At 55.0% G+C, this 12,527-nt stretch carries 11 protein-coding genes; 8 read left to right on the top strand and 3 right to left on the bottom strand.

Annotated elements, in window-relative coordinates; all coding sequences use genetic code 11:
- Position 1 precedes the first annotated feature (1 nt).
- Both tatC and tatD read left to right on the top strand, forming a co-directional pair.
- Entirely contained in the window at positions 2-766 is a 765-nt protein-coding gene (tatC, locus tag CWM66_RS26985; protein ID WP_007369134.1) for a Sec-independent protein translocase subunit TatC, read from the top strand.
- 39 nt (positions 767-805) lie between these two features.
- Positions 806-1,588 carry a 3'-5' ssDNA/RNA exonuclease TatD gene (gene tatD / locus CWM66_RS26990; protein ID WP_007369133.1) on the top strand — a complete coding sequence of 261 codons (783 nt, stop codon included), beginning with the start codon at positions 806-808 and terminating at the stop codon, positions 1,586-1,588.
- 7 nt (positions 1,589-1,595) lie between these two features.
- On the opposite strand, the gene rfaH is transcribed toward tatD, so the two are convergent.
- Positions 1,596-2,084: a transcription/translation regulatory transformer protein RfaH gene (gene rfaH / locus CWM66_RS26995; protein WP_035889526.1), complete on the bottom strand. Its 489-nt coding sequence runs from the start codon at positions 2,082-2,084 to the stop codon at positions 1,596-1,598.
- Positions 2,085-2,262: 178 nt separating this feature from the next.
- On the opposite strand from rfaH, the gene ubiD reads away from it, so the two are divergent.
- Both ubiD and fre read left to right on the top strand, forming a co-directional pair.
- Entirely contained in the window at positions 2,263-3,762 is a 1,500-nt protein-coding gene (gene ubiD / locus CWM66_RS27000; protein ID WP_007369131.1) for a 4-hydroxy-3-polyprenylbenzoate decarboxylase, read from the top strand.
- Entirely contained in the window at positions 3,759-4,460 is a 702-nt protein-coding gene (fre, locus tag CWM66_RS27005; RefSeq protein WP_035941924.1) for an NAD(P)H-flavin reductase, read from the top strand. Before ubiD ends, fre begins: the two co-directional genes overlap by 4 nt.
- A 185-nt stretch (positions 4,461-4,645) precedes the next feature.
- Here fre and fadA read toward each other — a convergent pair whose 3' ends face one another.
- Positions 4,646-5,809 carry an acetyl-CoA C-acyltransferase FadA gene (fadA, locus tag CWM66_RS27010; protein WP_035889523.1) on the bottom strand — a complete coding sequence of 388 codons (1,164 nt, stop codon included), beginning with the start codon at positions 5,807-5,809 and terminating at the stop codon, positions 4,646-4,648.
- A 9-nt stretch (positions 5,810-5,818) separates the two neighbouring features.
- A complete protein-coding gene (fadB, locus tag CWM66_RS27015; RefSeq protein WP_035889522.1) occupies positions 5,819-8,008 on the bottom strand; it encodes a fatty acid oxidation complex subunit alpha FadB in 2,190 nt (729 codons plus the stop codon).
- A 189-nt stretch (positions 8,009-8,197) separates the two neighbouring features.
- Between fadB and pepQ the strand changes: the two genes are divergently transcribed.
- The 4 genes from pepQ to hemG are packed head-to-tail and all read left to right on the top strand — an operon-like array spanning position 8,198 to position 12,189.
- Positions 8,198-9,529, top strand: coding sequence for a Xaa-Pro dipeptidase (gene pepQ, locus CWM66_RS27025; protein WP_007369127.1), 1,332 nt, complete (start codon positions 8,198-8,200; stop codon positions 9,527-9,529).
- A complete protein-coding gene (locus CWM66_RS27030) occupies positions 9,529-10,143 on the top strand; it encodes an IMPACT family protein (protein WP_007369126.1) in 615 nt (204 codons plus the stop codon). The genes pepQ and CWM66_RS27030 overlap by 1 nt, the downstream gene beginning before the upstream one ends.
- Before the next feature lie 40 nt (positions 10,144-10,183).
- Complete coding sequence (gene trkH, locus CWM66_RS27035; protein ID WP_007369125.1) at positions 10,184-11,635, top strand: Trk system potassium transporter TrkH; 1,452 nt, start codon at positions 10,184-10,186, stop codon at positions 11,633-11,635.
- A gap of 11 nt (positions 11,636-11,646) precedes the next feature.
- Positions 11,647-12,189, top strand: coding sequence for a menaquinone-dependent protoporphyrinogen IX dehydrogenase (gene hemG / locus CWM66_RS27040; protein ID WP_007369124.1), 543 nt, complete (start codon positions 11,647-11,649; stop codon positions 12,187-12,189).
- The last annotated feature ends 338 nt before the right edge of the window (positions 12,190-12,527 follow it).

Genomic DNA, 12,527 nt, shown 5'->3' on the forward strand with positions numbered 1-12,527 from the left:
CATGGCTGTAGACGATACCCAACCGCTTATTGCACATCTTATTGAGCTGCGTAAGCGTCTGCTGAACTGCATTATCGCCGTAATGGTGATTTTCCTCGCGCTGGTTTACTTCGCGAATGATATTTATCAGCTCGTTTCCGCGCCGCTCATCAAACAGATGCCGGTCGGGGCGACAATGATCGCCACGGATGTTGCCTCACCGTTTTTTACTCCGATCAAGCTGACCTTTATGGTGTCGCTGATCCTCTCGGCGCCGGTCGTTCTGTATCAGGTATGGGCATTTGTTGCTCCGGCGTTGTATAAGCATGAGCGCCGCCTGGTCGTGCCGTTGCTGATCTCCAGCTCGTTGTTGTTCTATATCGGCATGGCATTCGCCTACTTTGTGGTGTTTCCGCTGGCGTTTGGCTTCCTGACGCATACCGCGCCGGAAGGGGTGCAGGTTTCTACTGATATCGCCAGCTATCTCAGCTTCGTCATGGCGCTGTTTATGGCTTTTGGCGTCTCGTTTGAAGTGCCGGTAGCCATTGTGCTGTTGTGCTGGATGGGGGTAACCACGCCTGCCGATCTGCGACAAAAGCGTCCTTATGTGCTGGTAGGCGCATTTGTCGTTGGCATGCTTCTGACGCCGCCGGATGTCTTCTCGCAAACGCTGCTGGCGATACCGATGTACTGCCTGTTTGAAATTGGCGTCTTCTTCGCCCGCTTCTATGTCGGCAAGCGCCGTATTAGCGATGATGAGAACGACACAGAAACCAGTGAAGAGTAACTAACCGCCCGTCAGGGCGGTTTTTGTATGGGGAAGAACATGTTTGATATCGGCGTCAATCTGACCAGTTCGCAGTTTTCCAGAGATCAGCGCGAGGTGGTCGCGCGTGCGCAAGCGGCGGGCGTCAAGGGTATGTTGATAACCGGTACCAATCTGCATGAGAGTCAGCAGGCACAACAACAGGCACAGCGCTACCATCACTGCTGGTCAACAGCGGGCGTGCATCCTCACGACAGCAGCGGCTGGACGGCGGAAACCGCACAGGCAATCCGTGCTCTGGCATCATTGCCGGAAGTGGTGGCAGTGGGAGAGTGCGGGCTGGATTTCAATCGCAATTTCTCCACGCCGCGTGAACAGGAATACGCCTTTAGCGCCCAGTTGGCGCTGGCCGCTGAACTGAATATGCCTGTTTTTCTGCACTGTCGCGATGCGCATGAGCGCTTTCTGGCTTTGTTAGATCCGTGGCTGAATAAGCTGCCAGGCGCCGTGTTGCATTGCTTTACCGGCTCAGCGCAGGAGGCCAGAGATTGCCTCGATCGCGGTATGTACCTTGGGATTACCGGTTGGGTGTGTGATGAACGTCGTGGGCAGGAATTACGCGAAGTGGTGCCACTGATTCCAGCCGAGCGGCTGCTTATCGAAACGGATGCGCCTTACCTGCTGCCGCGCGATCTGGTGCCGAAGCCCGCATCGCGGCGTAATGAACCGGCGTTATTGGGGCATATTCTCGCCACGGTCGCCTCGCTGCGTGGCGAAGAGGTTCAGTGGCTGGATACGGTGACGGATAAAAACGTGCAGCGTCTGTTTGGCATCGCGTTTTAACGCCGCTTCAGGCCTTACGGAAATCGGTATTTTTGACGCTTTGCAGTACCTGCTTATTCAGCATATGCAGCAGCAACATCGAGCGTGTTTCGCCGTCAGGCTCCTTAAAGATGGCCTGCAACCCTTCAAGTGCGCCTTCGGTAATTACCACATCATCACCTGGAAAGGGCGTTTCGGGATCGGTCACGCCTTCCGGCTGATAGACCGAAAGCTGATGGATAACCGAGGGGGGAACGCGAGCCGGGTGCATACCAAAACGCACGAAGTGGCTGACGCCGCGCGTGGCGTTAATGGTGGTGGTGTGAATCACCTCGGGATCAAACTCTACAAACAAATAGTTGGGAAAAAGCGGTTCATTCACGATTGTGCGTTTGCCGCGTACGATTTTTTCCAGGGCGATCATTGGCGTCAGGCAACTGACCGCCTGGCGTTCGAGATGTTCCTGGGCGCGCTGGAGCTGGCCTCGTTTGCAGTAAAGTAGATACCAGGATTGCATAATGACTCTTTTCCGTAAGTTCGGGCGAAAGAATATCAAAACCGCAGCACGATGGCTAAGTTCATTATAACGCTCACGCCAGGCGCTGCTGAATTTCACGTCGATTTAACAAAAATACAGCAACCTCAGATTGAACACCGTATAATAAAGCGCTTATCTGGAGGCGATAATACACCGCATGAAATACAACGACCTACGCGACTTTTTGACATTGCTTGAGCAGCAAGGGGAACTGAAGCGCATCACGCTGCCGGTTGACCCTTATCTGGAAATGACCGAAATAGCCGATCGCACTCTGCGTGCCGGTGGCCCGGCGTTGCTGTTTGAGAATCCGAAAGGTTATACGATGCCGGTGCTGTGTAATCTGTTCGGTACGCCGCGTCGCGTCGCGTTAGGTATGGGGCGGGAGGATGTCAGCGCGCTGCGTGAGGTGGGTAAACTGCTGGCGTTCCTGAAAGAGCCTGAGCCGCCAAAAGGTTTCCGCGATCTCTTCGATAAGCTGCCGCAGTTTAAGCAAGTACTGAATATGCCGACGAAACGTCTGCGCGGCGCGCCCTGTCAGCAAAAAGTGCTGCAGGGCGATGAAGTTGATCTGACCACCATTCCCATCATGCAGTGCTGGCCGGACGATGCCGCGCCGCTGATTACCTGGGGGCTGACGGTGACTCGTGGACCGCACAAAGAGCGGCAGAACCTGGGGATCTATCGTCAGCAGCGGATCGGTAAAAATAAGCTGATCATGCGCTGGCTCTCCCACCGTGGCGGTGCGCTGGACTTCCAGGAGTGGCAGGCTGCGCATCCCGGCGAACGTTTCCCGGTGGCGGTTGCGCTGGGCGCCGATCCAGCGACCATTCTTGGCGCGGTAACGCCGGTGCCGGACACGCTCTCTGAATACGCTTTTGCCGGGCTATTGCGCGGTACAAAAACTGAAGTGGTGAAGTGCGTTTCCAACGATCTTGAAGTGCCTGCCAGCGCGGAAATTGTACTGGAAGGCTACATCGAGCCAGGTGAAATGGCCCCTGAAGGGCCGTATGGCGACCACACAGGTTACTATAATGAAGTTGATAACTTCCCGGTGTTTACGGTAACGCACATTACCCGGCGTGAAGACGCGATTTATCACTCCACCTATACAGGTCGTCCGCCCGATGAGCCGGCGGTGCTGGGGGTGGCGTTAAACGAAGTGTTCGTGCCGATCCTGCAAAAGCAGTTTCCGGAAATTGTCGATTTCTATCTGCCGCCGGAAGGTTGCTCCTATCGCCTGGCCGTCGTGACAATGAAGAAACAGTACGCGGGCCATGCAAAACGCGTCATGATGGGCGTCTGGTCTTTCCTGCGCCAGTTTATGTACACCAAGTTTGTGATCGTGTGCGATGACGATGTGAACGCGCGCGACTGGAATGATGTGATTTGGGCGATCACCACCCGTATGGATCCCGCGCGGGATACGGTTCTGGTGGAAAACACGCCGATTGATTACCTGGACTTTGCCTCGCCGGTTTCCGGTCTTGGCTCAAAAATGGGGCTGGATGCCACCAATAAATGGCCGGGGGAAACCCAGCGTGAATGGGGACGCCCAATCAAAAAAGATCCTCAGGTGACGGCGAGAATTGACGCCATCTGGGACGAACTGGCCATATTGAATGACGAAAATAGACCCGACAGAGAGAGCGCATGACAACCTTAAGCTGTAAAGTGACCTCGGTAGATGCCATCACTGATACCGTATATCGTGTCCGTTTAGTGCCGGAGGCGGCTTTTTCGTTTCGCGCTGGTCAGTATCTGATGGTGGTAATGGATGAGCGAGACAAGCGTCCTTTCTCAATGGCATCCACGCCGGATCAGCATGATTATATTGAACTGCATATTGGCGCGTCAGAGCTGAATCTCTATGCCATGGCGGTGATGGACCGCATTCTGAAAGACCGCGAAATTGTTATCGACATTCCGCATGGCGATGCCTGGCTGCGTGATGACGAGGAGCGCCCGATGGTGCTGATCGCGGGCGGTACTGGCTTCTCTTATGCGCGCTCGATTCTGCTGACCACTCTCGCGCAAAACCCGAACCGTGAAGTGAGTATTTACTGGGGCGGGCGTGAGGAGAAGCATCTGTACGATTTGGCCGAGCTGGAAGCCCTGTCGGTGGATCACCCGAATCTGCGTGTGGTACCGGTGGTTGAGCAGCCGGAAGAGGGCTGGCGCGGTCGCTCCGGCACGGTGCTGGCAGCGGTGATGCAGGATTTTGGTTCGCTCTCCGAACACGATATCTATATCGCAGGTCGTTTCGAGATGGCGAAGATTGCCCGTGACCTGTTCTGCAATGAGCGCGGCGCGCGTGAAGATCGCCTGTTTGGCGATGCGTTTGCTTTCATTTGATCAAAAAACCCGCCCCTGACAGGCGGGAAAAACGGCAACTACATTCTCTCTTCGCCATGCGTCCCATCGCTGCGTTGGCTGCCTTTATTCACCCCGGTCACATAGTGTATCTATGCTTCCGGGGAATCACTCAGTTGCCGCTTTGCTCTGGAACGCTTGGTTTTGAGACAGATTCGTTTAAAGCGTTATACGCGTTCAAACACCGTAGCGATCCCCTGACCTAAACCAATACACATCGTCGCCAGGCCAAGCTGGGCATCTTTGCGTTCCATCAGGTTCAGCAGCGTGGTGCTAATACGTGTACCTGAACACCCCAGCGGATGGCCGAGAGCGATTGCACCGCCGTTCAGGTTGATCTTCTCGTCGATCTGCTCCATCAGCCCCAGATCTTTTATGCACGGCAGGATCTGTGCGGCAAAGGCTTCATTCATCTCAAACAGATCGATATCGCTGGCGGTCAGTCCGGCTTTTTTCAGCGCCAGCTGCGAGGCCGGAACCGGGCCGTAACCCATGATTGACGGATCGCAGCCGACTACCGCCATTGAACGGATGCGTGCGCGCGGCGTCAGGCCCAATTCGCGGGCGCGGCTGGCGCTCATGATCAGCATCGCGGAGGCGCCATCCGACAGAGCGGATGATGTTCCGGCGGTAACCGTGCCGCTAACCGGATCGAAAGCTGGTCGCAGCGTGGACAGCGCTTCGACGGTGGTTTCCGGTCGGATCACTTCGTCATAGTTAAACTGCTTCAATACACCATCGGCATCGTGGCCGCCGGTGGGAATGATCTCGTTTTTGAACGCGCCCGATTGCGTGGCCTGCCAGGCTCGGGCGTGGGAGCGTGCACCGAATGCATCCTGCATTTCACGGCTGATGCCGTGCATGCGCGACAGCATTTCGGCGGTCAGCCCCATCATCCCCGCCGCTTTTGCGACGTTGCGGCTCATGCCAGGATGGAAATCGACGCCGTGGCTCATCGGCACGTGGCCCATATGCTCAACGCCGCCCACCAGACAAACTTGCGCATCGCCGGTCATGATCATCCGCGCCGCATCATGCAGCGCCTGCATAGATGAGCCGCACAGCCGGTTGACGGTGATGGCGGGGACGGAATGAGGGATCTCCGCCAGCAGCGCGGCGTTGCGGGCAATGTTGAAACCCTGCTCCAGCGTCTGCTGTACGCAGCCCCAGTAAATATCGTCGATGGCGCTGGCTTCCAGCGCCGGGTTACGTGCCAGCAGGCTACGCATCAGATGGGCGGAGAGGTCCTCCGCGCGCACGTTGCGGAAAGCGCCGCCTTTTGAACGGCCCATCGGTGTGCGAATTGCATCGACAATGACAACCTGTTCCATTGTGACTCCTTAAGCCGTTTTTAACTCGCCCACTGGGCGCGCAGGTTCTACCGCAGGGTAATAAGGCTCGTTGCGGCGCGCTTTTTCGCGCAGCCCCGCCGGTACTTCATACAGCGGCCCGAGATGCTGATAGTGCTGTGCCATATCGAGGTATTTTGCGCTGCCAAGCGTATCCAGCCAGCGGAACGCGCCGCCGTGGAACGGCGGGAAGCCAAGACCATACACCAGCGCCATATCCGCTTCGGCAGGGCTGGCGATAATCCCTTCTTCCAGACAACGCACCACTTCATTGACCATTGGAATCATCATGCGGGCAATAATCTCTTCATCGCTGAAATCCTGTTTGCCTTTGCTGATTTCGGCCAGCATGCTGTCAACGGCGCTGTCTTCTTCTTTCTTCGGTTTGCCTTTGCTGTCTTCTTTATAGCGCCAGAAACCGAGCCCGTTTTTCTGCCCGAAACGGTGTGCGTCAAACAGCGCATCGATGGCATCGCGATAATCTTTCTGCATGCGCTGCGGGAAACCGGCCGCCATCACCGCCTGGGCGTGATGTGCGGTATCAATACCCACAACATCCAGCAGATACGCCGGGCCCATCGGCCAGCCGAACTGCTTCTCCATCACTTTGTCGACTTTGCGGAAATCCGCGCCGTCGCGCAGCAACTGGCTAAACCCGGCAAAGTAAGGGAACAGTACGCGGTTGACGAAGAAACCTGGGCAGTCATTGACCACGATCGGCGTTTTGCCCATTTTGCTCGCCCAGGCCACTACTTTGGCGATGGTTTCATCGGACGTTTTCTCTCCGCGAATCACTTCAACCAGCGGCATACGGTGTACCGGGTTGAAGAAGTGCATGCCGCAGAAATTTTCCGGGCGTTTCAGCACGCTGGCGAGTTCACTGATGGGAATGGTGGAGGTATTTGATGCCAGTACGGTATCCGGACGGACTTTGTCCTCTGTTTCCGCCAGCACCGCTTTTTTCACTTTCGGGTTTTCCACGACCGCTTCGACCACCACGTCGGCGCGTTCAAAACCGGCATACTCCAGTGTTGGCTGAATGGTCGCAATCACGCTGGCCAGTTTTAGACCATCGATTTTGCCGCGCTCGAGCTGTTTGTTCAGCAGCTTGCCTGCTTCATTAATGCCGAGTGCAAGGGATTTCTCGTTGATATCCTTCATTAATACCGGTACGCCTTTCCAGGCTGACTGGTAAGCAATGCCGCCGCCCATAATGCCTGCGCCAAGTACCGCAGCTTGTTTGGGCGTTTCGACATTTTTGGTCAGTTTCTTCGCCTGACCTTTTACATATTGGTCGTTCAGGAAAATCCCGACCAGCGCACGGGCCTCGTTGGTATGGGCGAGCGGAACGAAGCTCTGGTTTTCCAGCTTCAGCGCTTCGTCGCGGCCAAATCTTGCCGCAGCTTCAATGGTTTTGACCGCCGTGATCGGTGCCGGATAGTGCTTCCCGGCTGTTTGCATCACCATGCCTTTGGCAATAGTAAAGCTCATGGCAGCTTCAATTTTGCTGAGCTTCAGTGGCTCCAGCTTCGGCTGACGTTTTGCTTTCCAGTCCAGATCGCCGTTAATGGCCTGTCGCAGAATGGCAATGGCACCTTCACGCAGTTTTTCCGGCTTCACAATGCCATCCACCAGGCCGATTTTCAGCGCTTGTTCGGCATCGACATCTTTCCCGGCCGCGATGATTTCCAGTGCGCTGTCTGCACCCAGCAGGCGTGGCATGCGTACTGAACCGCCAAAGCCTGGCATGATACCAAGTTTGGTTTCCGGCAGGCCAATACGCAGGTCCGGCGTCGCCAGGCGATAGTCTGTCGCCAGCACGCATTCGCAGCCGCCACCGAGCGCATAGCCATTCACCGCGGAGATCGTTGGGACGGGCAAATCTTCCAGGCGGTTAAACACGCTGTTGGCAAAGTGCAGCCACTGGCTCAACTGCTCTTCCGGCACGAGGAACAGGGAGAGGAATTCGGTGATATCGGCCCCGACAATAAAGGCCGCTTTCTCTGAACGCAGCAGCAGCCCTTTTAAATCTGATTGCTTTTCCAGTACGGCCAGCGCTTCGCCAAGGCTGGCGACGGTGGCGGTATCAAGCTTGTTAACTGAGCCGGGCGCATCGAATACCAGTTCCGCGATGCCATCTTCTAGCCAGTTTAGGTACAGGTTATTGCCTTTGTAGAGCATGTCAGTCTCCTGAATCCAGCGATGATCTGGTCGTACCAGATGAAGCGGAGTGTGGTTTTTATGTTAATAAATTGCAAATAAATGATTAAAAAATTGCTAGTCGGATCACGCTCGGTGGAAATCACCCAGTGGCAGGCAGGTGTGCTAAGATGCGGAGACTTGAGGTCGCAATAAACAGAAGGAAAAACGATGGACTCACTGGCAGCGCTTTATAAAAATCATATTGTTACGTTACAGGAACGCACCCGTGATGTGCTGGCGCGCTTTAAGCTCGACGCGTTACTTATTCACTCTGGCGAGCTATTTAACGTCTTTCTTGATGACCATCCCTATCCGTTTAAAGTGAACCCGCAGTTTAAAGCCTGGGTGCCGGTGACGCAGGTGCCGAACTGCTGGCTGCTGGTGGATGGCGTGAACAAACCGAAGCTGTGGTTCTACCTGCCGGTGGATTACTGGCACAACGTTGAACCGCTGCCGACTTCCTTCTGGACCGAAGAGGTTGAGGTGATTGCTCTGCCGAAAGCGGACGGCATTGGCAGCCAGTTGCCTGCGGCGCGCGGCAATATCGCCTATATTGGTCCGGTTGCCGAACGTGCTTTGGGCCTCGACATCGCCGCCAGCAACATCAACCCGAAAGGGGTGATCGATTACCTGCATTACTACCGCGCCTACAAAACCGATTATGAACTGGCCTGCATGCGTGAAGCGCAGAAAACGGCGGTAATGGGCCATCGTGCTGCGCATGAAGCCTTTCAGTCCGGAATGAGCGAGTTCGACATCAATCTGGCTTATCTGACCGCGACCGGCCATCGTGATACCGATGTGCCTTACAGCAATATTGTGGCGCTGAACGAGCATGCATCGGTGCTGCATTACACCAAACTTGATCACCGCGCACCGGCTGAGATGCGCAGCTTCTTGCTGGATGCTGGCGCGGAATACAATGGTTATGCCGCCGACCTGACGCGTACCTGGGCGGCGAACAGCGACACCGATTATGCGCAGTTGGTGAAAGACGTCAATGAAGAACAACTGGCGCTGATCGCCACCATGAAAGCGGGCGTCAACTACGTTGAATACCATATTCAGTTCCATCAGCGTATCGCGAAGCTGCTGCGCCGCCATCAAATCATCACCGATATCAGTGAGGAAGCAATGGTTGAGCAGGACATCACCGGGCCGTTTATGCCGCACGGTATCGGCCATCCGTTGGGGCTGCAGGTGCATGATGTCGCGGGCTTTATGCAGGATGACAGCGGTACGCATCTGGCGGCTCCGTCAAAATACCCCTACCTGCGCTGCACACGTGTGATGGAGCCGCGTATGGTGTTGACCATTGAGCCGGGCATCTACTTTATTGAATCGCTGCTCTCATCGTGGCGCGAGGGGCCGCTCAGCAAACACTTCAACTGGCATAAAATTGACGCGCTAAAACCGTTTGGCGGTATCCGCATCGAAGATAACGTGGTTATCCATGAGAACAGCATTGAAAATATGACGCGGGATCAGAAGCTGGCGTAATGGAGAGCTGGCTGATACCGGCTGCGCCGGTCACCTTTAGCGAGGAGATCAAAAAGAGCCGTTTTATCACGCTGTTGGCGCATACCGACGGCGTGGAGGCGGCGAAGGCGTTTGTCGACACTGTTCGTGCAGAGCACCCGGACGCCCGCCACCATTGTGTGGCGTGGGTTGCCGGGCCGCCGGATGATTCGCAGCAGTTGGGCTTTTCTGACGATGGCGAACCGGCGGGTACTGCAGGGAAGCCGATGCTGGCTCAGTTGATGGGCAGCGGTGTCGGCGAAATTACGGCGGTGGTAGTGCGTTATTACGGCGGTATTTTATTGGGAACCGGCGGGCTGGTGAAAGCCTACGGTGGCGGTGTCCAGCAGGCGCTTAATCAACTCGCGACAACCCGCAAAATGCCGTTAACCGAATATACTTTGTGGTGTGATTACGCACAGTTGAGCGGAGTCGAAACGTTGCTTGAGCAATTTGAGGGGAAAATTGTTGCGAGCGAGTATCAGGCTTCCGTGTATCTGCGGGTGGCGCTTCCTCACAGCAGACTGGACGCATTTTCGGCAAGGCTCGCTGATTTTAGTCGTGGCACATTGCAATTGTTAAAAACTGAAGAATAATCCCCACCTGATTTTCTGAACACCTAAGGAAGCGGCAGAGATGCATTTTCGCGCCATAACCCGAATCGTTGGACTGCTGGTCATCCTCTTTTCCGGAACGATGATCTTACCTGGACTGGTAGCCCTTATTTACCGTGATGGCGCGGGCCGTGCATTCACGCAAACCTTCTTCGTCGCACTGGTGATTGGTTCCATTCTTTGGTGGCCGAACCGCCGCGAGAAAGGGGAGTTGAAATCCCGAGAAGGTTTTTTGATCGTCGTGCTGTTCTGGACGGTGCTGGGGAGCGTGGGGGCATTGCCGTTCGTCTTTTCCGAAAGCCCGAATCTGACGGTAACGGATGCTTTTTTTGAATCCTTCTCCGGCCTGACAACGACCGGGGCAACCACGCTGGTTGGGCTGGATTCACTGCCGCACGCGATTCTTTTCTATCGTCAGATGCTGCAATGGTTCGGCGGGATGGGGATCATCGTGCTGGCGGTGGCCATCCTGCCAATTCTGGGCGTGGGTGGGATGCAGCTCTATCGCGCCGAAATGCCGGGGCCGCTGAAAGATAACAAAATGCGCCCGCGTATTGCAGAGACGGCGAAAACCCTATGGCTTATTTATGTGTTGCTTACGGTCGCATGCGCGCTGGCGCTATGGTTTGCCGGAATGCCAGCTTTTGACGCCATTGGGCATAGTTTTGCCACCATCGCGATTGGCGGTTTCTCTACGCATGATGCCAGCATTGGCTATTTCAACAGCCCTACTATCAACACCATCATTGCTATCTTCCTGCTGATTTCCGGGTGTAACTACGGTTTGCACTTCTCGTTGCTGAGCGGGCGTAGCCTGAAAGTTTACTGGCGCGATCCGGAATTCAGAATGTTTATCGGCGTACAACTGACGCTGGTGGTCATCTGCACCGTGGTGTTGTGGTTCCACAATATCTACAGCTCGGCATTGACGACGATTAACCAGGCTTTCTTCCAGGTGGTCTCGATGGCGACTACGGCCGGATTTACGACCGACAGTATCTCCCGCTGGCCGCTTTTCTTGCCGGTATTGTTGCTCTGTTCCGCTTTTATCGGCGGCTGCGCCGGTTCGACGGGCGGTGGTCTGAAGGTGATCCGCATACTGTTGCTGTTTAAGCAGGGCAACCGCGAACTGAAACGACTGGTGCATCCCAATGCGGTGTACAGCATTAAGTTGGGGAATCGTGCATTGCCGGAACGTATTCTTGAAGCGGTGTGGGGCTTCTTCTCCGCTTATGCGCTGGTCTTTATCGTCAGCATGCTGGCGATCATCGCCACGGGGGTTGATGATTTTTCAGCATTTGCCTCTGTGGTTGCGACGCTCAATAACCTTGGGCCGGGGCTGGGCGTGGTAGCGGATAATTTTGCCAGCATGAATCCGGTCGCCAAATGGGTACTCATCGCGAATATGCTGTTTGGTCGTCTGGAGGTCTTCACGCTGCTGGTACTGTTTACCCCGACCTTCTGGCGCGAATAATGGAGTGTGACGTGAAAACATTAATTCTTTTCTCGACCCGGGATGGGCAAACGCGGGAGATTGCTTCTTATCTGGCTTCAGAGCTTAACGATCTTGGCGTCTGTGCGGATGTGGTTAACCTGAACCGCACACAAGAGATTGACTGGAGTAAATATGAGCGGGTGGTCATTGGTGCGTCCATTCGCTATGGGCACTTTCATCCGGCGTTGGCCAATTTTGTGAAAAAGCACCTCTCACAATTAAACAAGCTGCCAGGGGCTTTCTTCTCCGTCAACCTGGTTGCGCGCAAACCGGAGAAAAGCTCGCCGCAAACGAACAGCTATACGCGTAAGTTTTTGCTGTCGTCGCCCTGGCAGCCGGATCGCTGCGCCGTATTTGCCGGTGCGCTGCGTTACCCGCACTATCGATGGTACGACCGACTGATGATCCAACTGATTATGAAGATGACGGGCGGCGAAACGGATAGACGTAAAGAAGTTGTCTATACCGACTGGCAGCAAGTGGCGAATTTTGCCCGTGAAATAGCTCAGTTAAACAGCAAAGCGGGCGTTTAACGGGCGCTGTGCCTGAAAAATGAGCGAACGATAATTTTTTTGAATTTTATGCTTGTCAGCCAGAATTATCTCCCTATAATGCGCCTCCACTGACACGGCACAACGGCATACACACCGGCCTGTCAGGTGAAGAAATCTGAAAATAATCAGTTGACTTCACGGCGGGAAAGCGTAATATGCACACCCCGCGCCGCAGCGAAAACACAGCGGCACTGCTCTTTAACAATTTATCAGACAATCTGTGTGGGCACTCAGGTGACTGGATTCTTGATGTCTTCGGACAAAAAATGAATACCAAGTCTCACGGGTGAACACGTAATTCATTACGAAGTTTAATT

This window comes from Kosakonia sp. H7A (assembly GCF_003028445.1).
GTDB lineage: Bacteria > Pseudomonadota > Gammaproteobacteria > Enterobacterales > Enterobacteriaceae > Kosakonia > Kosakonia radicincitans.